Origin of the sequence: Sphingomonas hankyongi (assembly GCF_023516575.1) — a bacterium.
Classification (GTDB): Bacteria; Pseudomonadota; Alphaproteobacteria; order Sphingomonadales; family Sphingomonadaceae; genus Sphingomicrobium; species Sphingomicrobium hankyongi.
On record NZ_JAMGBE010000001.1, the window covers coordinates 509,894 to 535,606 of the forward strand.

General features: G+C 63.0%; 30 protein-coding genes. 10 read left to right on the forward strand and 20 right to left on the reverse strand.

Features of this window, described 5'->3' with window-relative positions; genetic code table 11:
- Window position 1: 1 nt before the first annotated feature.
- Together LZ538_RS02665 and LZ538_RS02670 are read right to left on the reverse strand one after the other, a co-directional pair.
- Window positions 2-700, reverse strand: coding sequence for a tetratricopeptide repeat protein (locus LZ538_RS02665; RefSeq protein WP_249830447.1), 699 nt, complete (start codon window positions 698-700; stop codon window positions 2-4).
- A 129-nt stretch (window positions 701-829) separates the two neighbouring features.
- The gene (locus LZ538_RS02670) at window positions 830-1,534 is read right to left on the reverse strand and encodes a Crp/Fnr family transcriptional regulator (protein WP_249830448.1); all 705 of its coding nucleotides are present in this window, start codon (window positions 1,532-1,534) and stop codon (window positions 830-832) included.
- Window positions 1,535-1,679: 145 nt separating this feature from the next.
- Here LZ538_RS02670 and LZ538_RS02675 point away from each other — a divergent pair, with 145 nt between their 5' ends.
- Window positions 1,680-1,889, forward strand: a complete 210-nt coding sequence (locus tag LZ538_RS02675; RefSeq protein WP_249830449.1) for a hypothetical protein — start codon at window positions 1,680-1,682, stop codon at window positions 1,887-1,889.
- A gap of 32 nt (window positions 1,890-1,921) precedes the next feature.
- Here the strand turns inward: LZ538_RS02675 and panB are convergent, their stop codons facing one another.
- Entirely contained in the window at window positions 1,922-2,797 is an 876-nt protein-coding gene (panB, locus tag LZ538_RS02680; protein ID WP_249830450.1) for a 3-methyl-2-oxobutanoate hydroxymethyltransferase, read from the reverse strand.
- A gap of 140 nt (window positions 2,798-2,937) precedes the next feature.
- On the opposite strand from panB, the gene LZ538_RS02685 reads away from it, so the two are divergent.
- Window positions 2,938-3,126 (forward strand): hypothetical protein, encoded by a 189-nt coding sequence (locus tag LZ538_RS02685; RefSeq protein ID WP_249830451.1) that lies wholly within the window; start codon window positions 2,938-2,940, stop codon window positions 3,124-3,126.
- Here LZ538_RS02685 and LZ538_RS02690 read toward each other — a convergent pair.
- From LZ538_RS02690 to LZ538_RS02720, 7 genes are all read right to left on the reverse strand, one after another.
- Window positions 3,123-3,554 carry a hypothetical protein gene (locus tag LZ538_RS02690; RefSeq protein WP_249830452.1) on the reverse strand — a complete coding sequence of 144 codons (432 nt, stop codon included), beginning with the start codon at window positions 3,552-3,554 and terminating at the stop codon, window positions 3,123-3,125. The two genes, LZ538_RS02685 and LZ538_RS02690, sit on opposite strands and share 4 nt — an antisense overlap.
- A 30-nt stretch (window positions 3,555-3,584) precedes the next feature.
- The gene (locus LZ538_RS02695) at window positions 3,585-4,301 is read right to left on the reverse strand and encodes a sulfate/molybdate ABC transporter ATP-binding protein (RefSeq protein WP_249830453.1); all 717 of its coding nucleotides are present in this window, start codon (window positions 4,299-4,301) and stop codon (window positions 3,585-3,587) included.
- Window position 4,302: 1 nt separating this feature from the next.
- On the reverse strand, window positions 4,303-5,142 hold the full coding sequence (cysW, locus tag LZ538_RS02700) for a sulfate ABC transporter permease subunit CysW (RefSeq protein WP_249830454.1): 840 nt from the start codon (window positions 5,140-5,142) through the stop codon (window positions 4,303-4,305).
- Window positions 5,142-5,981, reverse strand: coding sequence for a sulfate ABC transporter permease subunit CysT (gene cysT, locus LZ538_RS02705; RefSeq protein ID WP_249830455.1), 840 nt, complete (start codon window positions 5,979-5,981; stop codon window positions 5,142-5,144). Before cysT ends, cysW begins: the two co-directional genes overlap by 1 nt.
- Before the next feature lie 13 nt (window positions 5,982-5,994).
- A complete protein-coding gene (locus tag LZ538_RS02710; RefSeq protein WP_249830456.1) occupies window positions 5,995-7,488 on the reverse strand; it encodes a porin in 1,494 nt (497 codons plus the stop codon).
- A 34-nt stretch (window positions 7,489-7,522) separates the two neighbouring features.
- A complete protein-coding gene (locus LZ538_RS02715; protein WP_249830457.1) occupies window positions 7,523-8,536 on the reverse strand; it encodes a sulfate ABC transporter substrate-binding protein in 1,014 nt (337 codons plus the stop codon).
- Window positions 8,537-8,630: 94 nt separating this feature from the next.
- Window positions 8,631-9,068 carry an RrF2 family transcriptional regulator gene (locus tag LZ538_RS02720; protein ID WP_249830458.1) on the reverse strand — a complete coding sequence of 146 codons (438 nt, stop codon included), beginning with the start codon at window positions 9,066-9,068 and terminating at the stop codon, window positions 8,631-8,633.
- 168 nt (window positions 9,069-9,236) lie between these two features.
- Between LZ538_RS02720 and LZ538_RS02725 the strand changes: the two genes are divergently transcribed.
- Window positions 9,237-9,935 (forward strand): hypothetical protein, encoded by a 699-nt coding sequence (locus LZ538_RS02725; RefSeq protein WP_249830459.1) that lies wholly within the window; start codon window positions 9,237-9,239, stop codon window positions 9,933-9,935.
- A gap of 50 nt (window positions 9,936-9,985) precedes the next feature.
- Here the strand turns inward: LZ538_RS02725 and LZ538_RS02730 are convergent, their stop codons facing one another.
- Window positions 9,986-10,591 (reverse strand): L,D-transpeptidase family protein, encoded by a 606-nt coding sequence (locus tag LZ538_RS02730; protein ID WP_249830460.1) that lies wholly within the window; start codon window positions 10,589-10,591, stop codon window positions 9,986-9,988.
- A 228-nt stretch (window positions 10,592-10,819) separates the two neighbouring features.
- On the opposite strand from LZ538_RS02730, the gene LZ538_RS02735 reads away from it, so the two are divergent.
- On the forward strand, window positions 10,820-11,302 hold the full coding sequence (locus LZ538_RS02735; RefSeq protein WP_249830461.1) for a nuclear transport factor 2 family protein: 483 nt from the start codon (window positions 10,820-10,822) through the stop codon (window positions 11,300-11,302).
- Between the two features lie 30 nt (window positions 11,303-11,332).
- Here the strand turns inward: LZ538_RS02735 and guaA are convergent, their stop codons facing one another.
- Window positions 11,333-12,892 (reverse strand): glutamine-hydrolyzing GMP synthase, encoded by a 1,560-nt coding sequence (gene guaA, locus LZ538_RS02740; RefSeq protein WP_249830462.1) that lies wholly within the window; start codon window positions 12,890-12,892, stop codon window positions 11,333-11,335.
- 124 nt (window positions 12,893-13,016) lie between these two features.
- Between guaA and LZ538_RS02745 the strand changes: the two genes are divergently transcribed.
- From LZ538_RS02745 to LZ538_RS02755, 3 genes are all read left to right on the forward strand, one after another.
- Complete coding sequence (locus LZ538_RS02745) at window positions 13,017-14,000, forward strand: hypothetical protein (RefSeq protein ID WP_249830463.1); 984 nt, start codon at window positions 13,017-13,019, stop codon at window positions 13,998-14,000.
- 61 nt (window positions 14,001-14,061) lie between these two features.
- The gene (locus tag LZ538_RS02750; RefSeq protein ID WP_283937537.1) at window positions 14,062-14,406 is read left to right on the forward strand and encodes an ArsR/SmtB family transcription factor; all 345 of its coding nucleotides are present in this window, start codon (window positions 14,062-14,064) and stop codon (window positions 14,404-14,406) included.
- Complete coding sequence (locus LZ538_RS02755; RefSeq protein ID WP_249830465.1) at window positions 14,403-14,900, forward strand: SRPBCC family protein; 498 nt, start codon at window positions 14,403-14,405, stop codon at window positions 14,898-14,900. Before LZ538_RS02750 ends, LZ538_RS02755 begins: the two co-directional genes overlap by 4 nt.
- A 62-nt stretch (window positions 14,901-14,962) precedes the next feature.
- Here the strand turns inward: LZ538_RS02755 and LZ538_RS02760 are convergent, their stop codons facing one another.
- A complete protein-coding gene (locus LZ538_RS02760) occupies window positions 14,963-15,559 on the reverse strand; it encodes a hypothetical protein (protein WP_249830845.1) in 597 nt (198 codons plus the stop codon).
- A gap of 313 nt (window positions 15,560-15,872) precedes the next feature.
- Between LZ538_RS02760 and LZ538_RS02765 the strand changes: the two genes are divergently transcribed.
- Both LZ538_RS02765 and LZ538_RS02770 read left to right on the forward strand, forming a co-directional pair.
- On the forward strand, window positions 15,873-16,757 hold the full coding sequence (locus tag LZ538_RS02765; RefSeq protein ID WP_249830466.1) for a HupA family protein: 885 nt from the start codon (window positions 15,873-15,875) through the stop codon (window positions 16,755-16,757).
- Window positions 16,758-16,830: 73 nt separating this feature from the next.
- The gene (locus LZ538_RS02770) at window positions 16,831-18,150 is read left to right on the forward strand and encodes a surface lipoprotein assembly modifier (protein WP_249830467.1); all 1,320 of its coding nucleotides are present in this window, start codon (window positions 16,831-16,833) and stop codon (window positions 18,148-18,150) included.
- Window positions 18,151-18,155: 5 nt separating this feature from the next.
- Here LZ538_RS02770 and rplQ read toward each other — a convergent pair whose 3' ends face one another.
- Entirely contained in the window at window positions 18,156-18,575 is a 420-nt protein-coding gene (gene rplQ, locus LZ538_RS02775; RefSeq protein WP_249830468.1) for a 50S ribosomal protein L17, read from the reverse strand.
- 122 nt (window positions 18,576-18,697) lie between these two features.
- Window positions 18,698-19,801 (reverse strand): fatty acid desaturase family protein, encoded by a 1,104-nt coding sequence (locus LZ538_RS02780; protein ID WP_249830469.1) that lies wholly within the window; start codon window positions 19,799-19,801, stop codon window positions 18,698-18,700.
- Between the two features lie 107 nt (window positions 19,802-19,908).
- Between LZ538_RS02780 and LZ538_RS02785 the strand changes: the two genes are divergently transcribed.
- Window positions 19,909-21,051, forward strand: a complete 1,143-nt coding sequence (locus LZ538_RS02785) for an N-acetyltransferase (RefSeq protein WP_249830470.1) — start codon at window positions 19,909-19,911, stop codon at window positions 21,049-21,051.
- A gap of 15 nt (window positions 21,052-21,066) precedes the next feature.
- Here LZ538_RS02785 and LZ538_RS02790 read toward each other — a convergent pair whose 3' ends face one another.
- The 5 genes from LZ538_RS02790 to LZ538_RS02810 all read right to left on the reverse strand — a co-directional run bounded on the left by LZ538_RS02790 (window position 21,067) and on the right by LZ538_RS02810 (window position 25,524).
- A complete protein-coding gene (locus tag LZ538_RS02790; protein WP_249830471.1) occupies window positions 21,067-22,863 on the reverse strand; it encodes a multicopper oxidase family protein in 1,797 nt (598 codons plus the stop codon).
- Between the two features lie 88 nt (window positions 22,864-22,951).
- Window positions 22,952-23,398, reverse strand: coding sequence for a hypothetical protein (locus LZ538_RS02795; protein WP_249830472.1), 447 nt, complete (start codon window positions 23,396-23,398; stop codon window positions 22,952-22,954).
- Between the two features lie 4 nt (window positions 23,399-23,402).
- The gene (gene xth / locus LZ538_RS02800) at window positions 23,403-24,176 is read right to left on the reverse strand and encodes an exodeoxyribonuclease III (protein WP_249830473.1); all 774 of its coding nucleotides are present in this window, start codon (window positions 24,174-24,176) and stop codon (window positions 23,403-23,405) included.
- A 23-nt stretch (window positions 24,177-24,199) separates the two neighbouring features.
- On the reverse strand, window positions 24,200-24,532 hold the full coding sequence (erpA, locus tag LZ538_RS02805; RefSeq protein WP_249830474.1) for an iron-sulfur cluster insertion protein ErpA: 333 nt from the start codon (window positions 24,530-24,532) through the stop codon (window positions 24,200-24,202).
- Between the two features lie 41 nt (window positions 24,533-24,573).
- Entirely contained in the window at window positions 24,574-25,524 is a 951-nt protein-coding gene (locus LZ538_RS02810; protein WP_249830475.1) for a M23 family metallopeptidase, read from the reverse strand.
- Between the last annotated feature and the right edge of the window lie 189 nt (window positions 25,525-25,713).

A 25,713-nucleotide genomic window follows, 5' to 3' on the forward strand; every position in this document is an offset into this window, starting at 1 on the left:
CCTACTGGGCCGGCGCTTCCAGCGCCGCGCTCACGTCCACGCCGAGGCTAGCGGCGAGTTGCACGGAACGGGCGCGGATCGCATCCGGAACGGTCTTGTCCTTGGCAATTGCAGCGAAAAGCTGCGCCGCCTCTTGCTTCTTCCCTTGCTTGATCTTGGCTGCAGCGGTCATCTCGCCGGCCGTTCCAAACCACGGGTTACCAGGCTTGGCCAACGGGTCGAGCCGCGCAACCACCTCTTCTGGCTTAAGCTTGTCGAACTCAAGAGCGGTCTGTCTGATCAATGCGAGGTCGCGATAAGGCTTGGGCAGCTTGTCGTCGCTTGCAACCTGGTGGAATTTTTCAGTGGCCAGCTTGAGGTCGTTGTCCTCAATCGCCATCACGGCGCGGGTGACGAGGGCCGAGGCGCGAACGGCATTCGAACCGTCCTTCGATAGCGCGTCCAGCTGCTCCGACACGCCCTTTCGGTTGTTGGCTCCCAAGCGCTGGTAGATGTCGCTGATCTGCTCGACCTGGGCCTGGGCCCGCGCTTCCTGACGGTGCTGCCAGTAAATCCAGCCTCCGCTGGCCGCCAGGAGCAGAAGGACAGCGCCCACCATCCAGCCGCCGTATTTCTTTCCGAAATCGGCCAGGCGATCGCGACGGAGGTTCTCGTCGACCTCCCGCAGGAACGTGTCAGTGATATTCGGGGGTTGCGCCAAAGACGTGCCTCAGTCCGCTCGGTCGGGGTTCACTTCGCCGGTCGCTTCCTTCCCCATAGCTGATGAACGGAAGCTGGCGGCGCTTCGTCTAGCGGCTGTGCGGGCAAACGCAAAGGGGGTGGACTCCAGCTATCTAGGACGAGGCTCCAGATAGAGGTACTGATCGTCGAAATCGGCGACGCCCTGTAACTCCGGGAGATTCAATATGGTCGCTCGGCGGCCCTCCACCTGAATCAGGTTCATCCGGCGAAGCTCCTGAAGAGTCCGGTTCACGTGAACCGACGTCAGCCCCAAGCACTCGCCGAGCTCTACCTGCGTGAGTGGGAAGTCGTAGGAATTACCGTCAGTGAGACCGGAGATCCTCAGGCGAACCAACAGCTCGCAAAAGAGGTGGGCCATACGCGCGAGGGCGGATCTGCGTCCGAGAGACAACATCCACTCGCGATGGATAGCGGCGTCGATGTTGGTCATCGTCCAATAAAGCCGCGCAATATGCGGAAAGTCAGCCGTGAGCTTTCGCAGCCGTTCATGCGGGACGACCGCCATGCGACAAGGAGTCAGCGTTACCAGGTCATGATCGAGGGTCTTCAGCGTGAAGCCATGAAGGTCGGCAAAGTCCCCTGGCACGTGCAGCTCGGTCATTTGCCTCTGCCCGCTGGGGAGATCCTTCGCCCGGCCCAACCATCCCTTGCAGAGCAGCAAGCTCTCGCGGATGTCGCGACCGGCATGCACGATTGTCGAGTGCGCCGGGTGATCCACGATGTCACCGATCATCCCGTAGATTGCCGCCTCTTCCTCAGGCGACACGCTGTCGCGAAGACGCAGCTTTTTCATGTGATACTCAAGCATGTGCAGTCCCCGTGAAGGGCCTTGAGCACTGACTGCTAGGGGATCAGCGCTACCGCGTTCCTGATACAGGTTAGGACGCGCGCCGCGATCATGCATCGGGAGCGAGATGGGCTACCGAAAGGGTCACGACATGCCGAGCGAGCAGCTTATTGCGATCGGAAACTCGCACTTCCACGGCGGCGACCGCTTCGCCGGCAATCACATCGGCGGCTACACGGACGGCGCTCCGGATCGCATTCCGGGAAGCGTCTTCGAGCGAGGGATAGTCGTTTTGCTCCGAGCTATCGAAATCAGAGTTGATCATGCGAATGTGGAAGTGCGGCATCACACCGTTCACTAGGACCGGACACCCGCTTGCTCCGCTTAACCAGGTTATATTTTAGGCTTGGGCTGGTACATCTGCTCGGTCGTCGGGAAACTGCGCGAGCGAACCTCGGCGGCATAGGCCGCCGCCGCTTGCCCGATCCGCGTAGCCAGATCGTCAAAGCGCTTCACGAACCTGGGCGTTCTTTCGAAGAGGCCGAGCATGTCCTCCGTGACGAGCACCTGGCCGTCGCACTCGGCGGAAGCACCGATCCCAATGACCGGCGCCTCGACAGCTCTGGATATATCCGTCGCGATCCCCTCCATCACACCTTCGACGACGATCGCAAATGCGCCGGCGTCATTCGCGGCGCGAGCGTCGGCCAGAATCTTTTTGGCCTCCTTGTCGCTCTTCCCCCGAGCGCCGTAGCCGCCGAGTATGTTAACCGCCTGCGGCGTGAGACCGACATGCCCGATCACCGGTATCCCCCGATGGGTGAGGAACGCGATCGTCTCCGCCATCGCTTCGCCGCCCTCGAGCTTCACTGCAGCGCAGCCGGTTTCCTTCATGATCCGGGACGCGGAGGCGAAGGCTTGCTCCGGCGAACCCTCGTAGCTGCCAAAGGGCATGTCGACGCCGACGAGCGCATGCCAGCTGCCCCGGACGACCGCGGCGCCGTGCGCGCACATCATCTCCATGGTCACAGGGATGGTGGACGGCAGGCCATAAATAACCTGGCCCAAGCTGTCGCCGACAAGCAGGATGTCGCAGTGCGGATCGAGCAGCTGCGCCATGCGCATCGTATATGCGGTGAGCATCACGATCGGCTGCTCGGTCTTGCCGCCTGCCTTGCGCGCACGAATTGAGGGAGCGGTAGTCCGCTTTCCGGGCACCGGCGACGGCGTCGCGCGGCTGGTCGAGGTGTCGATAGTGAAGGTCGACATGGCCGAGGCTTCTAGCGGCGGACCGCAACAGCCGCCAGTGGAGCATCGCTACGCACCTGCAACGATAGGAACTTTTGACCTTTCCAAGGCGTCGAAACGGCAAGTGCGGGCGCGCCTCGCGTGATCGATGGAGTTCAAAGATGTTAGATCGCCATTGGCTTGGCGACATCGGACTTGCGGTGCTCCTTGCCGTGCCGACAGTCGCGTTATCCAAGCCGCAAGCACCGGATTTCGACCGGCATTCCACCGCCACTGCGCTCGTCAAGCAAGCCGCGGCCGCGGACCGCTCGCCGGCCGATCGGCGCTTCGCGCTGACTGGCCGCGCCTAGCTAAGCCAGCCCCGCTGCCCCGAATGCCGCGCGAACCAGAACACGGTCCATGTGAGTGCGGTCACCACGATCGCAACCAGGAGATCGTTGGCTGACATATTCTCGCGGAGCGGCGTCACCAGGATCAGGCCTGCGAGCCAAATGAGCACCGCCACCAGAGACACGAGCAGCGCTGGCACGGAGAGCTTCTTCTTCATCACCAGCAAGATCGTGCCGGCGAGCCCAACCCATACCGCAACCGCGTAAGCACCCGTTACCCAGATGGGCTCCGCCTCGAACGCAGCCCGCTGATCGAGCGGCATCGCGGCCGGATCCGCGAGCACATGCATAAGGTAACTGATACAGCCCAGGCCCATGAAGAGCAGCGACGCGATCGCTGCCGGCATGAACCAGCCGGCAAGCGGCCTCGGTGCATATTCGTTGTCCATCAATTCCCCCTCGGTCAATTCGCGCCTGCGTCAGGACAGGAATGTACGCACGAAGTCGCTTTCAGGACGAGCCTCAATTTCCTCCGGCGGAGCGAATTGCTCTATCCGGCCCTCGTTCAACAGAGCCACGCGATCGGCCAGCGTGAACGCCTCCTCGTGATCGTGCGTAACGAAAACGCTCGTCAGTTCCAGCTCCTCGTGGATGGTGCGCAGCGCGCCGCGCAGTTCGCGGCGAACCTTCGCGTCCAGCGCGCCGAACGGCTCGTCCAGAAGCAGGATTTTCGGATCGCGGGCAAGCGCACGCGCCAGCGCGACCCGCTGCCGCTGACCGCCTGAAAGCTGGCTTGGATATCGGTCGCCCAAGCCAGGAAGCTGCACGAGCTCCAGCAGCTGCGTAACACGGCGCTTGATCTCGCCACCCTTCGGCCGACTGCGGCGAGGCATCACGGTCAGGCCGAACGCGATGTTGTCCGCCACGGTCATGTGACCGAACAGGGCATAATGCTGGAACACGAATCCGATCCCGCGCGAAGCGGCGGATGATTTCGTCACATCCCGGTTCCCGAACCGTACGCACCCGGCTTCGGGCGTCTCAAGTCCGGCGATGATGCGCAGCAACGTCGTCTTGCCCGAACCGGAAGGACCAAGCAGGGCAACGAACTCGCCGTTCCCGATTTCGAGCGAAACGCCATTGAGCGCGGGATAGTCGGAGAAGGTTTTCGACACCCCCTCAATGTGGATCGACATATCAGGTCCGCGCAGCAAGTGCGGCTCGATATCTCCACTCGAGCGCGCTCTTGAGAGCAAGGGTGACGAGCGCAAGGAGCGTGAGGAGCGAGGCGACGGCGAAGGCGGCGACAAAGTTGTACTCATTGTAGAGAACCTCGACGTGGAGCGGCATTGTGTTCGTCTCGCCGCGGATGTGCCCGGAAACGACGCTGACCGCTCCGAACTCGCCCATCGCACGGGCGTTGCATAGCAGGACTCCGTAGAGGAGGCCAAAGCGGATGTTGGGTAGCGTGACGTGCCAGAATGTCTGCCACCCGGAAGCGCCCAGCGTCAGCGCTGCTTCTTCATCGGCCCTGCCCTGTGCAGTCATCAGCGGGATTAGCTGGCGAGCGACGAACGGGAACGTGACGAAGACCGTCGCCAGGACGAGCCCGGGAAGCGCAAAGATGATCTGGATGTCCCGGTCGATGAGCCAGGTGCCGAACCATCCCTGCGCGCCAAATAGCAGAACCCAGACGAGGCCCGACACCACCGGCGAGACCGAGAAGGGCAGTTCGATGAACGCGATCAGCACCGCCTTTCCGCCGAACTGGAACTTGGAGATCGCCCAGGCGGCTGCGACGCCGAAAATGGTGTTCAGCGGCACGGCGATCGCTGCAACGAGCACCGTAAGCTTGATCGCCGCGCGTGCATCCGGCTCCGAAACGGCCGCGGCCCAAGCCTTCGCCCCGGCACGGAAGGCCTCGGACATGACCGCCCACAGGGGCAGCAGGAGCATGAGCGCGATATATGCGAAAGCCGCCGCCATCAGCAGCGCCTTCACGAGCGGCGGTTCGCGCAAGGTCGACCGGGTTCCCACTAGCTGCGCCTGCGTCGCTGCCAATGTTGAAGCAGGTTGAGCACGAGCAGCATCGCGAAGGACACGGCCAGCATCACCGTCGCGATGGCTGCGGCGCCGGCATAATCATATTCCTCCAGCTGCGTGATGATCAGCAGCGGCGCGATTTCCGACTGGAACGGCATATTGCCGGCGATGAAGATGACGGAGCCGTACTCGCCGGCTCCGCGGGCGAATGCGAGCGCGAAGCCGGTTGCGAGAGCAGGAAGGATCGTCGGCAGGATGACCCGCCAGAAAGTCTGCCACCGGCTTGCACCTAGCGTAAGGGCCGCTTCTTCCATTTCGCTCGAAACTTCGGCGAGCACGGGCTCCACGGTTCGCACGATGAAGGGCAAGCCGATGAAGACGAGAGCGACCACGACGCCCGCCGGCTTGTAGGCTACCGGCAAGCCGAGCGGGGCGAGCACTTTCCCGATCATTCCCGTGTCCGCGTAGAGCGCGGTCAGAGCGATGCCCGCCACCGCTGTCGGCAAGGCGAACGGCAAGTCGACGAGCGCTCCGAAGAGCCGTTTGAAGGGAAAGCTGTACCGCACCAGCACCCAGGCGACGAGCAAGCCGAACACGCAATTGACCGCTGCGGCGAGAAGCGCCGCGCCGAACGTCAGGCGGTAGGAGGCGAGCGCCCGCGGCGACCCGGCCGCCGCCCAGAAAGCATCCCAGCCGTCGGTCGTGCTTTTCAGGAATACCGCGCTCAGCGGGATGAGGACGATCGCCGAGAGCCAGAAAATGGTGATGCCCAGAGAGAGGCCGAACCCTGGCAGCGGGGAGTGACGACTGCTTCGGGCAATAACGCTGGGCATCACCATCTCCAGGTCAGAAGTCCAGGTGGAGCCGCGTTGCCACGACATCCCCCTTGGTCTCAGACCCGACCGGGTCAAGAGGCGTGTTGTCGCCCCAGAACCGGACCCAGTTGAACATGAGCTTGGCGAAGGGATTGAAATACCAGTTCAGGCCGAGTGTGACGCTGCTCGCCTCATTGCCTGCCCGCGCCGGAAGCGGCGTGCTGGATAGATCCAGATGATCGTAACGAAGGGCGACTTCGAAAGCGCCGAGGCCGTCCTTGCCGAGTTCCCGGAAAGGCCGAACCCGATCGAAATTGCCGCCGCGGAACGGTCGCGTTTCGCCTGTCAGCATGTAAGCGGCATATCCATAAAAGCCGGTGAAATGCTCGTCGGCGAAGCCGTTGCGATCCAGCCACAGGCGCCCGGCCTCGCCCGCGACGGTCAGAGGCCCGAATACGCCTGCTGCTTCCAATCCGCCGTAGCGAAGTGACTCGACGTCGGGGATGATGCCGCTGTCGGCGATATTGCCGTTGTCGACGCGAATGTTCGGACGGTCGCTCAGGCGAACAGCGTCCTCGACGTCGCCGGCCGCGTTCGCGACCTTGAGAGCCGTGCGATAGTAGCCTGAAACCCCGAGATGGACGATCTTGCCCGCGTCGAAGACGGGCTCCCAGGTCGCGCGGCCGTTCACGCCCCAGCTTTCATCTGGGGTGTCGGTGACCGGCGTATTGGTCGACCGGCTTACGCTCTCATTGTCGCCGAAAAGTCCCACCGCGAGATTCAGATTCTCCCTGGGCGCATAAGCCGCCGAAATGCCGATCCTGCGCTCCGCCCCGGCATTACCGAAGGCGTTCGTGAACATGCCGCGTTCCAGAAAGATGTTGTAATTGTCGCTGTTGTTGGACTCGAGCCCGAACGGCGCCTTGTGCTGCCCCAGCGTAAGGACTGTCTTCGGAATCTTCGTGTACTGGAGATAGGCGTCGGTGATGTTCACCGCATTGCCAGCGAAATCGACTTCGACGCGGTAATTCCACCATTTGAAAGCCGTACCTTCGAAGCCCAGACGGGCCCTCCGGAAGGCGGTGCCGTTGTTATAGTCATAGCCGCCTTCGCGTTCGAAGAAGGCAGCGGCATCCGCCTCTACGACGCCGCGTGGCTTGAAGGTGAATTGACCCGTGGGCTCAGAGATGGTCGGGGCCCAGGAGAACTGGGCAGCTTTTGCCGCGCGCGTCTCGACGGTTTGCAACCGGCCCTCGTTCAGCTCCGCCTGTTGCTCGAGCTCCGCGTTGCGCGCCTCAAGCTGTTTCACTCGCGTTTCGAGCGCGTTCAGGCGATCGAGAACTGGATCGCCGGTCGGCTTGGCGGCCTGAACCTGCTGGGAGTCCTGTTCACTGGGCTCCAGCGTGTCGATCGGCGAGGCGTCGGCCTGGTCTGGAGTCGTTGTCGTCAGATCCTCGCCTTCCTGAGCCCAGGCGGGCGTAGCGAGGGCGAGCAGCGAGGCGCCCGCAAGCAGCAGGATACGCATTTGATTACCCCTTTGGATTAGTCGGCGAGCGGGATCAGCGCTTGGCGGCTTCGAATATCTGGTCGAACAGTCCGCCGTCGTTGAAGTGAGTTCCCTGCGCTTTCGCCCAGCCGCCGAAGCTTCGGTCAATCGTGAACAAGGTCATGTTCGGGAACGTGCCCTTGTACTTCGCCGCGACCTGCGGATTGCGCGGCCTATAGTAATTACGCGCGATGATCTCCTGAGCCTGCGGGGTGTAGAGGAACTTGAGATATGCCTCCGCAACCGCGCGCGTTTTGTGACGGTCGACATTTTTGTCGACGACCGCAACCGGTGGCTCGGCCAGGATCGAGACGGACGGCCGGACAATGTCGAACTTGCCTTTGCCGAGCTCCTTGGTCGCGAGGAACGCTTCATTCTCCCAGGCCAGCAGGACGTCCCCCTGCCCGCGCTCGACGAACGTCGTCGTTGCCCCGCGCGCGCCGGAATCGAGCACTGGAACATTGCGGAAGAGCTTCACCATGAAATCCTTGGCCTTGGCCAGGCTGCCGGTCGTCTTGCGGGCGTAGCCCCAGGCGGCGAGATAATTCCATCGCGCGCCGCCGCTCGTCTTCGGATTGGGAGTAATGACCTTCACCCCGGGACGAACAAGATCGTTCCAGTCGCGGATGTTCTTCGGGTTCCCTTTGCGCACCAGGAACACGATCGTCGAATAATAAGGCGTGCTGTTGAGCGGCAGGCGCTTCTGCCAGTTGGATGCGATCAGGCCCCGCTGGGCGATCTCATCTATGTCGTAGGCCAGCGCGAGCGTCACGACGTCGGCCTGCAGGCCGTCTATCACGGCCCGCGCCTGCTTTCCGGAGCCGCCGTGGCTCTGCCTGATTTCAACTTGTTGCTTGGCCTGTGCGGCCCACCGCTGGGCAAAGGCCGCGTTGATGTTTTTGTACAGTTCGCGCGTCGGATCGTACGACACGTTGAGCAGCTGAACCGGTGCGGCGAGCGCCGTCGATGGCGTTAGCGCGACCGCTGCGAGCGTTACCGAAAGGACCAGTTTCCTTGCGAATGTCATCACCGACTCCCCTGTTTCCTGAGTCGACTAATGGCTAAACCCTAGTTCTCTACTAGACAATAGGGGAATATGTTCAACTCGCCGCTGCCGGGCCTCAATTCGGCGCGGCCAGCCGGTCTTCCCACTGGCCGGCTTCGGCCAACGAGATTCCATCGAGGACTGCCGTACTCTGGTCCCGCAAGATAGAAAATGCGCGGCGAATCGCGCACGTCGCCTCGTCGTGACAGTCGCCGCATGGCGCGTAGAAATTGACGCTCGCGCAGGACACCAGGGCGATCGGCCCTTCCATCGTCCGCACAATTTCGCCGAACGATATCTCCTCCGGTCGCCGGGAGAGAACATATCCGCCCTTGGGACCGCGAGCGCTTTTGACGAGGCCGGCCTTTTTCAGGTCGAGCATGATGAGCTCGAGGTATTTCGGAGGGACGCGCTGCGTTTCCGCAATGCGACTGAGCTGCGTGGGACCATTGCCCTGCTCCTCGGCCAGGAACAGCAGGGAGCGGAGCGCATAACGGGTCTTCTGGGCGATCATGTCGAGTTCAAGACTAGCCTTTAGCTGTGCTGGAGGCAAAGCGGCCTGACGCTGCGGCAGAACGGTCTGCGGCGCGACCGCAAGAGCATCCCGCCACAGGCCTCATTCGTTCCGGTGCTGGGTCCAAGTAAGGGACCTTCGGCAGATCAGACGAGCAGGAGAGGATGCATGGCCCAGCACGGTTATCTACACGGAGAGTATGACCGCGACTTTACCGGCGACGACGATCGCAGCGACCGGTGGAGAGATCGCGACGAGGATCGGAATATCATGTTCGACCGGGGTGACCGCGAGCGCAGTTGGCGTAATCGCGACGAGGGCCGCTGGCGTGGCGGCCGTGAAGATGATCGCGGATTTTTCACGCGCATGGGCGACGAGGCGCAATCCTGGTTCCGCGACGACGAGGACGAGGGAAGCCGTGACCGCGGGCGCTTGCGCGGACGCGGCGGCTCGGACGCGAGCGAATGGTTCGGCGGCCGCACAGAGCGCCAGGGCGGCACGGCCGGCTTCGGCTGTCGGTCCGACTGGGAGCGTTCCCCGCGCAGCTTCAGCAGCAACCGCGACGATCATTATCGCAGCTGGCGCGACAAGCAGGTGCAGGCGCTGGACCAAGATTATGCGGATTATTGCCGCGAGCGCGAACAGCAGTTCCATAGCGACTTCGACGCCTGGCGCAGCCAGCGACAACAGAACCGCGGGCTCCGCGGACAATGGGGCGCGGAGCAAGGCCGCGGACCGGACGAACAGACGTTCACCCCGCAAACGACGGCGGTCGGCAACACGATGACGACCAGCGAAACGCATGAGCCGCAATCGACGACGGAGGAAGAGAGCACCTCGACCATCGGAACGCGCGGCAAGCGCTAACGCTTAGAGACGAATGAAAGAGGGCGGGGCCCGTACGGCTCCGCCCTTTTCTAGCCTTCGATGATGACTTCCGACCCGATCTTGGTGAGGCCGAAGAGCTTCTCGGCGAACTTAAGAGGCATGCGTACGCACCCGTGACTTGCCGGATAGCCGGGATTGTTTCCGCCGTGGAAGGCGATGCCATATTCGTCGATGCGCTGCATGAACGGCATCGGCGCATTGTCGTATTTCTTGGAGCGGTACATCTTCCGCTTCTCGAGCACTTTCCAGTTGCCGAGCGGCGTGACCATGCCGGTCCTGGCACTCGAGATCGTGGTCGCGCCGACCACCCGGTCGCCACGATAGACGTAGGCCATCTGGGTTTTGAGATCGAGCACGACGCGCGTCTCACCCTCGGTGGGGATCGCGCTCGCCCAAACAAACTGACCCGGCTTCAGGCCGCGCGTTCCAAGCTCTGCGACCATATCCTTATATGCCTGGGGCGCGGCTCCCAGGCTCCAGCGGTAATTCACCGGCTGGGCTACCGGATGGGCCGGACGCGCTACCGGTTGGGGCCTCGGTTTCTGCCCGCCGAACAGCCCGAATAATCTCGCGTCCGCGGCGCTGGACAGGCCAACGAGCGCCGCGACCAATATCGCCAGTTTGCTGAACCGCATTGCCGCCTTCGCCTCGATTCCGTTGGCGAATGATCAGCAATAACGGTCGGGCCGTGTCAATGTGCCGGTAAACGGCAAGTTACTGGTTAACATCGCTATTCGCTGCATTACAGGGAGTTCATTTGACTCCCGTAACAAGCGGGCGCAACCGGTCGCTCCGCCGGCACCGCAAATGGGGATGATCGTGCCGGTCACTTCTGTCCCGTTTGCGACAGCAGGGGGGTAGCGATGAGCACTTCCAGGATTCGACTTCTCACCATTTGTGCAGCGTCATCCATGTTCGTCATCCCGGCTCCGGCCGCGGCGGCAGATGACCCTCGCGTAGCGGGGGAAATCATTGCGCTAGCCAGGTCGCAGTGGGCGGCCGAGATAGCGGGCCAACCCGCGGCGCAGCAGATGTCGCAGCTCGCCGACGATTATACCGAGTTCAACGGCGACTATCCGACGCGTATCGACGGCAAGGACCTGGCGGTGCGCATGGGTGAAGTCGCGCCTTACGCGAAGCCGGTCTTAGCCGACATGTCGAACGCAAAGGTGCAGGTCTATGGCGACACGGCGATCCTGACCTACAACTATACAGGGATGACCCGGAGCGCGGATGGCAAGGTCAACCCTTCAGTTGCGAAATCGACCCGCGTGTACGTGAAGCAGGGCGGCCAGTGGCGACTGGTGCACGCCAATTTCGCTCCCGTTGTTCCGCCGCAGCCTTGATAGGATTGGAGCCCGCGTCGGGGAGCGGGCTCATTCCCACTCGATCGTGCCGGGCGGCTTCGACGTATAATCGTAGACCACCCGATTGATTCCGGCGACCTCGTTGACGATGCGCGTCGCCACCCGGCTCAGGAACTCGGGCGCGAACGGATAAGTGTCGGCGGTCATGCCGTCGACGCTCGTCACGGCGCGCAGCGCGCATACGCTGTCGTAGGTGCGATAGTCGCCCATGACGCCGACCGTGCGCACTGGAAGCAGCACCGCGAACGCCTGCCAGATCGCATCGTAGAGGCCCGCGTTGCGGATCTCCTCCAGATAGATGGCATCTGCCTTGCGCAATATGTCGCAGCGCTCCTTGGTCACTTCGCCGGGAATGCGGATCGCCAGGCCCGGGCCCGGGAATGGATGGCGGTCGACGAACGCTTCCGGAAGTCCAAGCTCGCGCCCGAGCTCGCGGACCTCGTCCTTGAACAATTCGCGCAGCGGCTCGACCAGCTTCATGTTCATCCGCTCGGGCAGCCCGCCGACATTATGGTGGCTCTTGATCGTCACCGACGGGCCGCCTGTGAAGCTGACGCTTTCTATGACGTCGGGATAAAGCGTCCCTTGCGCGAGGAAATCCGCGCCGCCGATCTTCTTCGCCTCGGCCTCGAACACGTTAATGAACTCGGCGCCAATGAACTTGCGCTTGGCCTCCGGGTCGGTGACGCCCTCAAGCCCGCCGAGGAAATCCGCGCTCGCGTCCACGTGTACGAGCGGGATGTTGTAGCTTCCCCGGAATAGGCTCACGACCTGTTCGGCTTCCCCGAGCCTCATGAGCCCGTGATCCACGAACACGCACGTGAGCTGCTCGCCGATTGCCTCGTGAATGAGGACTGCGGCGACAGCGCTGTCGACGCCGCCCGACAGGCCGCAGATGACCCGGCCGCTGCCGACCTGCTCGCGGATCTCCGCGATCTTCGCGTCGCGGAAGCTGGCCATCGTCCAGTCGCCGGCACAGCCGCAAATATGCCGCGCGAAATTAGCGAGCAGCTTGCCGCCGTCAGGTGTGTGCACCACCTCCGGGTGGAACATGACCGTGAAGCGCTTGGCGTCTTCGTTGGTCGCGATCGCGAACGGCGCGCCTTCGGACGTCGCCACGACATCGAAGCCCGGGGCGAGCGTCTCGACGCGGTCGCCGTGGCTCATCCACACCTGATGCGTTTCGCCGACCTGCCAAAGCCCGTCGAACAAAGCGCTCGGCGCCTTCACCTCGACATACGCCCGACCGAATTCCTTCTGGTCGGACGCGACCACTTTGCCGCCTAGCTGCTGGTGCAGGGTCTGCTGTCCGTAACAGATGCCGAGCAAAGGAACCCCGCTGTCGAATGCGATTTGCGGTGCGCTCGGCGCGTCCTCCCACATGACCGAGGATGGGCCGCCGGAGAAGATCACGCCTTTCGGCTGCATCCGCTCGAATGCCTCGGCGGCGGCGTTGAACGGAACGATTTCCGAATAGACGCCAGCTTCGCGGATGCGGCGAGCGATCAGCTGGGTGACCTGGCTGCCGAAGTCGATGATGAGGATGGAATCTGTGGGCTGGACCGTCATGGCGGGCGGTTAGTGGCGGGCGTCCATCCTGTAAACCCGACGTGGCAGCTTGTCTTTCTCAACGCCGCCTTTAGCGTCTCTCACAATCACGTTGGGGGGCAGTATCATGTTGCGTCGAGTTGCGATGCGTAGTGTGCACGGGTTGGTCGTTGGGGCGGCCGCGGTCCTTGGTGCGCTGAATGGGAGTGCGGTTCACGCGCAATATTCCATCGCCGCCCCTGATCCCGATGCTCCGCACATCATGTGCAAAGCATATAAGGTAGGGACCAACGACGTGTGGGCGTCCGGGGAGGCGCCGAACGTACGGGAATCGTACAGCCGGTTCGAATATTACGCACGGAAGTATGACGAGAATCTACGTTCCGATTGCCAGCGCTTCACGAATATCGACCCGGATTACCGCAAGAGCTTCGAACCCGGCGAGACCTATCAAGGCAGCTTTGGCGATACATACACGCTGATCCAGGCACCGTTCCTGCCTGAGGATTGGTCGACCACGCCGACCCCCGAGGAAAAGACGAAGGCACAAGCGGAGAAGAAGGGCAGGAAAGGCGAGGCGGCAAAGCCGGCCACCGCCGAGGCGGCTTCCCCCGAACCAAAGAAATCCGCTGCCCAGATCGCCGCCGAGGAAGCGGCGGCGCGCAAGGCAAAGTACGAGGCCGAATTCCAGGCGAAGCAGGACGAATATGAGCGCCAGCTCGCCGAGCGTGAGCGCAAGATCCAGGAGTTCAACGAACTCACGGCGAAGATGGAAGCGCAAAAGCAGGCCAATCTCGCAGCCGCCGCAGCCGCTGCGGACGCGTATAAGAAAGAGCAGGATAAGTACGCGGATGTCGTTCGCCAGCATCAGGACGAGGTTGCGCGCTACGAGGCCCAGGTGAACGGGACAGCGGCCAATCCCCCGGCCGGCAAACCCGGCCGCTTCCAGGTCACCGGCGGGATTGTCGACACGCGGGATGCGGCAATGGCGTCCCTGATGCGAGATCCGCGCGGACCCCAGATTACCGATATCCGGTGCGACGAAATCACGTTCTACAATCCGCCTAAATGGAGCTGCTTCGGGTTCGTCATCGAAACGAGGACGCCGGGGCAAGGAAGCGCCCAATAGAGTTACTTAAGTAGCCGCTTAAGTGTCTTGCGCGCGCAGGCGACGCGGGATACTTAAGCGCATGCTTAACGATTCGCCTCAGCTCGATCGTGCATTTCAGGCGCTGGCGGACCCGGTGCGGCGCGGCATGCTGGCGCGCCTGTCGCGCGGCGCCGCTTCCGTTTCCGAGCTGGCCGCTCCACTGGACATCAGCCTGCCGGCGGTGATGCAACACCTCAAAGCGCTTGAGCAAAGCGGTCTGGTGCGATCCGAGAAAAAGGGCCGGGTGCGCACGGTTCAGCTTGAGCCCAAGGCCCTCTCCGCCGCCGAAGCCTGGATCGCCGGCCGTCGCGCGGAATGGGAGGCGCGGCTCGACCGCTTCGAGGCTCACCTTTCGACCCTTAAACGCGACGGAGAACCGCAATGACCAACGAGACCGACCTCGTCCTCGAACGCACGCTCGATGCACCGATCGACCTCGTCTGGATGGCGTACACTGACCCCGAACATCTCAAGCAGTGGTTCGCGCCGAAGCCGTACCAGATCACCGAGTGCCAGCTCGACCTCACCCCCGGCGGCATCTTCCGTATCCGAATGGTCGGCCCGGACGGATTCGACACCGGCCATGGAACGCCAGGTTGCGTGCTGGAGGTGGAAGACCAGCGCAAGCTGACATGGACCAGCGCGCTTGGCCCAGGCTATCGTCCGAACGAGATGGGGGAAGGCTGCGAATCCTTCCCGTTCACGGCGATTGTGACGTTCGAAGACGCTGGCAACGGCAAGACCGCTTACAGGGCCGTCGCGATCCATAAGGACATCGCCGACAAGGAGGCCCACGAGAAGATGGGCTTCCACGACGGCTGGGGTACGGTCGCGTCCCAGCTGGAGGAACATGCGCGCAGCCTCGCGGTTCGCGCCTGACAAAGAAAGTGCGCCGGAGTCTTTCGACCCCGGCGCACCTCACGTGACGATTTCGTCAGTTCTTAATATCGGCGATAGCCGTAGGCCGCATACGGGTCATTCGGGTTGTACTGATTGTACTGGCTGTACCCGTTGTAATTGGAGCCGTACACGCCCTGCGCCCGATCGATATCGACGTCGGTAATGTAGCCGCGATAATCGGTCTTGCACTTGAACGTCAGGTCGACGGGCGCCTGGCCGTTATAGCCGTAAGCCGCGCCGTAGCGGCCGCTCGTCGCGACGCCACGGATCGTGAGTCCACCGCTCGAGCGCTGCTCAACGCGGCTGATGCCGAGCACGTGGCCCTGGCCATAGCTGTTGTTATAGCCATAACCGTTATAGCCGTAGCCGTTGTAGCCGGCATTGCCGACAAGGCGGGCCTGAACGGCGTTGGTGCACTGGCTCACGGCGACCTGGCTGTTGGCCCCATAGCCGTAGCCATTGTAGCCGCCGTAGCCGTTGTAGCCGCCATAGCCGCCGCCCAGCACCTGCCCGATAACCTGGCCGACGACGTTGCCGCCGTAACCGTAGCCCGGATAATATTGCGCAGCAGCCGGGGCCGCGGCGAACAACGCAGTGGCCACAGCGCCACCCGCCAAAATCTTGGTCAAAGCCTTCATGGCCCACTCTCCTCAAACTCAATTCCCGACTCGCCCGTGACAACGCACGGGTCCGCTGTTTGAGTTTCTATCGTTACGTGGTTGTAGCGAAGCTTAACCGATCAGTTGCCAATCGTTCAGCCGGCTGACAGCGCTCGTTCATCGAAAGCGCAGGGAAAGCCGGCTCGAGCTTCTCTAAGGGCGCTGGGAAGATGCCGTTTCGATTGCTGCTTCATGAACACAAGTAACTGTGTTTGTTAAAGGAATTAGCCAGCCTTACTTGACCCGATGACCGGTGCGAGTCATGCAGTGGCAATCTGAAAGGGGGGCAAAGATGCCTGTAATCAAACGTCTTGCGTTCACCGCGACGGCCCTCGCGCTTGCTGCGTCGCCGGCAGTTGCAGCGAATACGACGCTGACCAATTTGACGGAATCGCAGGCTTTCCCGGCGATGCAGTCGACAATCAAATACACCAGGGTCAGCACGACGAAGGCAACCGGCACCGGCAATTACGCCCGGGCGACGAGCACAGTTCGCTATGACAAGGCGACGAACAGCTACATCCTCCGCGACACCGGAAGCCTTGCTCTGACGTCGACCTTCGACCTCGACAATGCGGACGCGTCGTCGACGCCCCAATTCACGGTCGTGAAGCACGGCACCAACGAAACGCTGCGCATATATAATCCAGGCGCGACCACGCAGGGCATTGCCCTGACGTACACTGGCTACGGGCAATGGCGGCGCACGGGTACGCCCCAGTTCGGAACCGGCACCGCGGTCAATGACACATATTTCGTCTACGGCCTGAAAACGCCATCCGCCGATGTGCCTCGCACCGGCAGCGCGACATATACGACGGCGCTCGATGGGACCTACGCCAACGGCACCGGCGTCTATGCCGTCAACGGAACGGGCAGCCTGACGGCGAACTTCGGCGCCGGCACCGGAACGATCAACTACTCGGCCAATTTGGCGGGCGTTCGCGAAGGCGACAGCGCGGCGCTTGCAGGCCTTGGCGCACTGACCGGGGGCGCTGGCACGATCACCTATCGCAGTTCCGGATTCACCTCGACCGTCGCCGCCACTGGCGGTGGCTTCGCGCTGGGCGTGAACGGGAACTTCTACGGCCCGGCGGCGCAGGAAATCGGCGGGCTCTTCCGGCTGACCGGGAACGGCGGAAACGGCCAGGGTGCCATCGTCGGCACGCGTCCGTAGAGGATCGTCCGGCGAATTTGCGAAGGGGGCTCCGCGGGGCCCCCTTTCGCTGTGAGAAGCTGACTGGAAGCCGATGCTGCTCCCTCTGATCTTATCGGCACTTGCGGTGCAGGGTGCCTCAGCTTCGCCACTAGACCCTTGCGCTGGACAAGCCAATTGCACCCGGGCCGGCGCGGCGCAACTATTCGCCCTCGCCGATCGGCTGTTCACACAGGGCGATCTCGCCGGCGCGGAAGTCATCCTCATCGCCTTGCAGCAGGATCCCGACCCGAAGCTTCGGGCCGAGGCGCGTTTCCGCCTCGCCGCGGTACGCGAGGAGCGTGGAGACATAACTGGCGCGGTCGCAGCACTTCGCGAGCTGCTTGCGGAGCAGCCTGACGCGCAGCGGGCAAGGCTCGAGCTGAGCCGCCTTCTCGCGGCTGAAGGAAAGCCCGACGAAGCGCGCCGCGAGCTCGCCCACGCGCAGGAGGCAGGCCTCCCTCCCGACGTCGCGCGAACCGTCAGCCGTTTCTCCAACCTCCTGAGCGCAACCAAGCGCCGCGGCGGCTCAGTGGAAATCACCGCAGGACCGGACAGCAACGTCAATCGATCGACCAGCAGTCAGTTGATCGACACCGTCATTGCTCCGTTCCAGCTCGACCCCGATGCGCGGCGCCAATCGGGAATGGGAGTCACCGCCAGCCTGGAAGGATATTCCCGCGATGATCTTGGAAAAACTACCGTCCTCACGCGCGCCGGGGCCCGCGGCGACTTCTTTATGGGCAAGGGACGCTTCAACGACGTCCAGGCCTATGCGGGAAGCGGGCCCGAGTTCGACACCAAGATCGGGCGCATCCGGCCCGCCGCGACCGTCGAACGGCGCTGGTTTGGCGGACATCCCTACAGCGTAGGGTTCGGAGGCGCGTTGAGCTGGATCGGAAAGGCGACCGCCAAGAGCCAGGTTGAGATCGACGCGTCGATCGTGCGGCAATGGGTCAATGACAATGATGTGCTGGACGGCACGCGCTACGCCGCTGTCGTGACTTACGACCGCGCTTTATCGGAGGATACCACTGCACGCTTCAACCTGCGCGGCGCGATCCTGGATGCGGCTGCCAACGCGGAATCGCTTCGCCAGGGCGCGGCAGAAGCGATCCTCGCCCACGATCTGGGCTTCGCCAATGTCTTCGCGAATTTGGCGTACACGAAGACCCATGGCCAAGCAGTGCTACCGCTGTTCGGCAAGGCGCGTGACGATGACCGCCTCGACGCAGGCGCCGGAATCGTTGCGCGGCGGGCATTCGGGGGTTTCTCGCCGTTGCTGCGGGTGACCTACACCCGCAGCTGGTCGAATATCGAATTGTACGATTACAAGCGCGCGCGCCTCGACTTCGGGCTCACGCGCGGGTTCTGACTTGCTCAGGCCGCTTCGAATTCTTCCTCGGTCATGACCGGGCCGCTGTCCTGGCCCTTGGCGGCCACGTCGCGGTCGACGAACTCGATCACCGAGATCGGCGCTGCGTCCGAAGCGCGGATGCCGGCCTTGATGATGCGCGTGTAGCCGCCGTTGCGGTCGGCGTAGCGCGGACCGATCACGTCGAACAGCTTGGTGAGCTGCGCATCGTCCATCAGCCGCGACTGGGCGAGACGGCGGTTCGAAAGGCCGCCATGCTTGGCGAGCGTGATCAGCTTCTCGACATAGGGGCGAAGTTCCTTCGCCTTGGCCGTCGTGGTCGTGATCTGCTCGTGCTTGATGAGCGCGGCTGCCATGTTGCGGAACAGGGCCGCACGGTGGCTCGAGGTGCGCTGAAGCTTACGTCCGCCAACGCGATGGCGCATGGGTCATTCCTTTCGTTCGTCAGGGGACCGTGCAAGGTATCCCCGGCCAGGCGGACTTTCGGGAGCCGCCATTCATCCCAAATGACAACGGCGAGCGCTGACGCCCGCCGGATGCGCAGCCCTCAAGCGGAAATGCGGCGATTAGTCAAGGTGCTGGCTGCCAGGCGGGCGACCAGCGGCGTCAGGCCGCGATGGCTGCTGGCGTGATAGACCGACCCCGCGTCCAACTCCCGGCAGAGGCGGCGGTGCGCTTCGCCCAGCGCATGATAAGGCAGTCCCGGCAGCAAATGGTGCAGCGCGTGGTAACGCAGCCCGACCGGAGCCCACAGAGCGGGTAGCGTGCCTGGCGGTGGCACGTTGACGCTATCGAGATATTGCTCGGTCACGCTCATCGGCTCGCCCTCATTCTCCCAAAGGTGGGCAACGAGCGTGCGGATCTGGTTGAGGAACATCACGCCCGACGAGATGGCGAGGAACAGCAGGAACTCGCGCATGGGAATGACCCCAGTCGCAACCATCGTCAGGAGCGCGATCGCCCACAGGCTGCAGGCAGTCTCCATCAACGCCCATTCGCGCGCGAAATCCCCTTCGGGCGCCGGGCGGCGGAACTTCGGGTTGATCTGCAGCCCCGAATATTTCTCCACGACCACGCGGCGCAGCTTCCTGGAAAGAAGCGACAGCGGCGCGAGGATTCCAAACCGGATAAGCATCCCGATCGGCGCTAGCGCCGCGGCCACCAGGAACACCGGCAAGGTCCAGGGCTTCATCAGCGCGAGCGGCAGATATTCGGGGTCGTTGACGGTCCCGTAATAACGCTTGGCGTGATGCTGGTTGTGCACGCCCTCGTACATGAAGCTCGGCACGAGCAGCGGAATGCCGACGATCAGGTTCCAGACAAGGCGGAAGCCGGGAACGGCGCCGCTCTTGATGTGCGTCAGCTCATGGATGAACGAGCCCGCGCGATAAAGCGCGAGCACCGCGACCAACCCGGCCGCAATGGCGATCCATGCCGAAGCCGAGAGCATAGCGGCGAACAGTGCGCCATATCCCAAAAGCGCCGAGCCGATGAGGTCGGCCCAATAGATGCGAGCATTGGGGACGTTCAGCTCACGAGTGAGGCTCGCCGCGGCCTTGAGCATCGCGGCATCGTCTTGCGCGCGCGCCGTCGACTGCCGCGCTGGCGCAGCATTAGTGCGTGGACGATCGAGGGTCGCTGTCTGGTTCATATTGTCTTTGGAAGAACGCTATTTGCCCGGAGATAGTGGCGGCATCGTGGCGCTACAATGAATGACGTTGGCTGGCGCTTGCTCCTTGTAGCGGCTAGCCGTACGCCATGAATTCGCCGTCAGTGACGATCCGTCCGGTCGAGACCAAGGCCGACCGCAAAGCCTTCGTGGACTTCGCCTGGCGCGTCTACCGCGACGATCCCGCTTGGGTACCGCCCCTGAAGGACGAGGTTCATGGCCTCATCACGCCGGGCAAGAACCCCTGGTTCGAGCATGCGCGCGCCCAGCTCTGGCTTGCCGAGCGCAACGGCGAGATCGTCGGGCGCATCAGTGCGCAGGTGGATGAGCTGGTGCTCGAGCAGATGGGCGCCGGGACGGGCCAGTGGGGCATGTTCGAAGCGCTGGATGCCGAGGCTGCGTCAGCGCTCATCGCCACCGCCGAGGATTGGCTGCGCGCTCAAGGGATGACCAGCGCGCTTGGACCGATCAGCCTTTCGATCTGGGATGAGCCCGGGCTGGAGATCGAAGGCTTCGACCAGGATCCAACCGCGATGATGGGCCATCATCGCCCGGAATATCGGGGTTGGATCGAAGGGGCTGGCTACGAGAAGGCGAAGGACCTGCTGACCTACGAAGTCGACATCGCCAGCTGGGACGATCCCAAGATCAACCGCCTGATCGCCGCCGGCGAGCGGAACCAGCGCATTCGCATCCGGATGGTCGACAAGTCGAAGTTCGACCAAGAAGCCCGGATCATCCTCAACCTCCTCAACGACGCCTGGTCGGGCAATTGGGGATATGTGCCGCTGACAGAATCCGAGATCGCTTATGCCGGCAAGAAGCTGAAGCCGATCATCTACAATGAGCTCGTGCGGGTGGCCGAGCTGGATGGCGAGCCGGTCGCGTTCATGATCACCATCCCGGACATCAACGAGCTGACCAAGGACCTTAACGGCGAACTGTTCCCCTTCAACTTCATCAAGCTCTTGTGGCGGCTTCGCAAACCGAAGGTGAAGCGCGCGCGCGTGCCCTTGATGGGAGTCGCGAAGAAGCTGCACCACTCGCGCCTGGCGAGCATGCTGGCCTTCATGCTCATCGAATATACGCGGCGCGATTGTGTCGGGAAGTTTGGAATCAACACCGGCGAGTTCGGCTGGATCCTCGAGGACAACAAGGGAATGCTGTCGATCGCCGAGCTGCCGGGCGCTCGCGTCAATCATCGCTACCGGATCTACCAAAAGACGCTCTGACCGCCGACGTTTTCGTTAGTGCGCGGCGTGGGAAATCGGCCCTTCGTCACCCTCAGCTGCAATGCGCAGGTTCTGCATCATGCCATGGTCACCGTGGTACATGATGTGGCAATGCGTCACGAAGTCGCCCGTGAAACGCTCGTATCGCGTGCGGAATGCGATGCGGACGTTCTCCTTCACAAAGACGGTATCCTTCCACTGGCCCTTCAGGCCCGCATAATCGGGATCGAACACGGCGCTTTTCGGATCGGTGACGTCGCGTCCTTCAGCATCCTGAATCGAGATGATTTGGAACGGATTGACGTGGATATGCAGGGGATGGTCGTCGATGAGCGAGGTGGCCCGCCATTCCTCCGCCTTGCCCAATGGCAGGACCGCGTCGATCCGGTCGTGATCGTAGGTCCTTCCATTGACGTGAAATATTTCGGCGTTCGGACCTTCGATGATGTTCAGGGTGACTTCGCGGTAGCCGCTCACTTCCTGCTCGGTGATCGGCTTGTGCCATGTGAAGGATGACAGCTTCAGGCCGTCCCTCAGATCGCTGACGACGCGATCGCGAATGGGCGCTCGTTCCGTGCCGCCCAGGGCGGTTTCCGCGGAACGGATCAAGGCGGACTGGAGCTGAGCTTCCGCGTCGACGTCGACTGGCGCAGTCCCTCGCGCCTCAACAAGCGCGACCATCCGGGGCGGATTATTCCTCTTCAGGTTGATCCGGCTGGTGTCGTTGACCATGCAATATTTGCCCGCGGCGGGCAGCCGGATCAGGAGGTCTGTGCGCTCGCCTGCAAATAGTACGGCCTCGTCGGTCGGGCGAATTGAGGAGCGCGTGAGCCCGTCCATCGCGATCTGCCACATCGGCAGGGGCTGGCCGACGCAATAGCGCTCTCGCCACGCGATCTGCTGCTCGGCCCTCACCTTGCGCAGCGGCGGCGCGGCGGGATCCAGACGATAGAGCCGCATCCGCATCGATTCTCCGGTGCCCGCGTTGATGAGGCGCCACCGCTCGAATGTCCCTGCCTTCGCGCCGCCAAGCTCTGGTTCTACCTTGCCGTTGATGCCGGTGAAGCGGCCCGAGAATCGCCAGCCCCAATCATTGTCGAAGCTTTCGATTCGACCGATCTTGCCTGGCGAGCAGGTGAAAGGCCGTACCGGTTCGCCTTCCTTGTTTCGCTCGCCCTCGATGACGCCTTTCTCGTCCAGACACCCATATTCCATCTGCTGGAAGATCATCACCCGCTCCGGAAAGGCTCGTCCGCGCTCGTCCCTGAGCAGGATGTCGATGTCGCCGGGCGTGGTCAGCGTCGGAAGCCGATTGCCAGTGACGATCAGCGCGCCGGCCATTCCGCTACCCACCTGGGCGAAGCCGGCGCCGTGGCGATGCGGATGGTACCAGTAGGTGCCCGCGGGATGATCGACGGGTATCTCGTAGCGATATTGGAAGTCCTCGCCGGGAGCGATCGACACGAGCACGTTGTCGCTATGCCCGGAGGGCGAGATCCACAGTCCGTGCGTGTGGAGATTGGTGTCGTTGAAGCAGGTTTGGGTCGCGCGTTGCTCTGCGGTGCAGGGCTCCAGTCGATTGGCAATGTCGATCGCGAGCTCCTGGCCGGGCGCGACACGAATGGTGGGCGCTACGAAATCGCCATCGCGAATGCCGTCTCCTCGAAACGATCGTAGCTCGACGCGATCGTCCTGGAGCGTCCACGGATTGTAGATCTTGCCGGGCGCGCGCCCGACTTCAAAATGATAATGCAGAGGCGCAGCGGCCGCCGACGCCATCGCTAATGCCACGCTCGCGGTGATCGCCCCCATATGCGCTCCCCCTGGGTTCCCCACGCGCACTGATGGTTGGTGTGGACCCTAATCCCCGCTCCTGCAAGGAGCGGATTCAACTCCTCCTTCAGGACAATTCGAAGGTCAGCGAACCGTTCATCGGAACAGCATTCCACTGGGCCGTCAGGTCGTCGAGCCGCGCGCGAATGGCCTGCACGTCCCCGACCGATACCGGGACAGCAGAATGGCCGCGCGCGTCGCAGGCATGCTCGTAGGTGGCGAGCAGCTCCTCGGCAGGGACGCGCCCGCCCCACATCTCGGCCTGGAAGCTCTCGACGAGCCGTTCCACGGACTCTTCCGCGTCCCCGCCGCTGGTTCCGAAGTCCGGGGCCTGGCCGCCGGCGACAAGCGACAGGAAGCCGCGGTGCGCCAGAATGCTCTCGACGCCATAATGCACCATGTCATGCGGGATGATCCCCTGCTTCGGGCAGTCGACGGTTTCCGACGATCCGTCGGGCCGCTCGATCAGCAGCGCGTCATATTTCCCGCCGCGCTTGGTGAACGTCAGCCGCACGGTCTCAACTCAGCTCCACCCAGGTCGGCGCGTGATCGCTCGCTTTCTCCTGCGCCCTCGCCCATTTATCGACGCCGGCGCCGCGCAGCATGTCCGTCGCCTCAGGCGAGCAAAGCAGGTGGTCGAGGCGGAAGCCGAGGTCCCGCTGCCAGCAACCCGCGGTATAGTCCCAGAAGGTGTAGAGCTTCTCCTCGTTCGGATGGAATGCGCGCAACGCATCGGTCCAGCCCTGATTGACGATCCGGCGCCAGGCAGCGCGGGTTTCCGGTTGCATCACCGCATCGTTCTGCGTCGCGCGGGCTGAGAAGACGTCGCGGTCTTCGGGTACGACGTTCCAGTCCCCGCACAGGACAACCGGCCGCTCGTCCTTGAGAAGGCCCGCTGCATGCTCGCCTAGGCGTTCCATCCACCGAAGCTTGTAGTCGAACTTCTCCGTCCCGATCGGATTGCCGTTCGGAAGGTAAATCGAGGCTACGACCAACCCGCGCACCTCGGCCTCGATATAGCGACTATGGGTGTCGTCCGGATCGCCGGGAAGACCGACGCGGCGCAGTTCCGGCGAATCCCCTTTGGCGAGGATCGCAACGCCGTTGAAACCCTTTTGCCCGTGCCAGACGGCGCTGTAGCCCGCAGCTTCTATGTCGGCGATGGGCAGCGCCTCGTCGGCGCATTTGAGTTCCTGGAGGCAGGCGATTTCGGGCTGCTCGCGCTCGAGCCATTCGACCAGACGCGGGAGGCGCGCGCGTATTCCGTTTAAGTTGTAAGTGGCGAGCTTCATGGGCCGGCCCTAAACGCTGAAGGCTAGACCGAGAAGCTGCTTCCGCAGCCGCATCCGGACTGGGCGTTCGGATTCGTGACCCGGAATGACGCGCCGCCGAGATCCTCGACGAAGTCGACCGCCGACCCGCGCACCAGTTCGAGGCTCATCGGATCGACGACGAGCTTCACCCCGTCCGTTTCCGCGATGGCATCTTCTGCCTCCGGCCTGTCTGCCAGCTCGAACTTGTAGGTGAAACCGGCGCAGCCGCCGCCATCCACGGCGAGACGGAGGATTGCGGGCTTCTGCTGCCGAGCGGCGATCCACGCCACCCGCTTGGCGGCGCTCTCGGTAAGGCTGATGGAAGCTTCGCTCACGGGAGCGAGATAGGAAGCGCCCCGCTTGGGGGCAAGGAAACTTACTTGCCGCCCGTGCCCGGTCCGCCAAGCGCAACCGCATCCATCGACGCAGTGCCGGAACGGCGCTGCATGGCAAGCACGTAATCGGTCGACTTCATGAAGGGGATCGGGTTCACGGCCCGCCCGTCGATCCGCACTTCATAATGAAGGTGGTTACCGGTCGAGCGACCTGTCGAGCCCATGCGGCCGATCAACTGGCCACGAGCGATCTTGTCGCCCGAGTGAACCAGGATCGCCGAAAGGTGCCCGTAGCGCGTGGTGATGCCGCGGCCATGATCGACCTCGATCAGGTTGCCGTACCCGCCCGAGTTCCAGCCAGAGCGGAGCACGGTGCCATCGGCGGTCGCGTAGATCGGCGTTCCATAGGGTCCGGCAAGATCGATGCCGGGGTGCATTGCTGCGCCGCCGCGGAACGGGTCTGAACGAACGCCAAAGGCGCTCGTGAAGGATGCGTTCTGCTTGACCGGCTTATCGGAAGGAATGGCGATCACGCCGTCCTGAAGCTGGTCGAGCTTTTTCCAGCTGTTGAAGAGGGCTTTGAAGGTGGCGTTGGTGCCGCCGTCGAACGGACCGCCGACGCCATCGTTTCCGGCCTTGGCCGGATAGAAGCCAAGCTTGCGAAGCGAAGCCTCATCGACCTCTTCACCGGCGAGCGCTGCTGCGAGCGCGATCTGGCGTTGCTCTACCTGCTGGACACGGCGCTCGGTCTCGGCCGCGAGCTTCGCGACTTCGGCGGAATAGCCGTCACTATTGGCAGTGGCGATGGGAGCATCGGGAGAAGCGACGAGGCGGGCAGTGGCGAAGCCGGCCCAGCCGATCATCGCGAACAGGAATGCGCAGAAGACGAGCTGAACGGACGCGGTAATCCGGAAGCGCCGAAGCTTGGAACCGTCGTGAATGAAAAAGTCCCGGTCCCGGAACACACCTGCGGCGGCCAGAAGTTGCGCCATTTTGCCTCGCTCCAAACTCCAGGCGCCACGCGCAAACGCACGGCTCCTGATCAGCCATTAAAGTAAGGAGCTCCCCAGCCCCCCTGCCGTCATGCGGATGCCCGCCGCTCGAAAGCAGGAGTGGAGACTGAACGCGGATGGTTAATGAATTCAACAGCAGGTTCCCCTTAGCGGGACGAACCGCCGGGT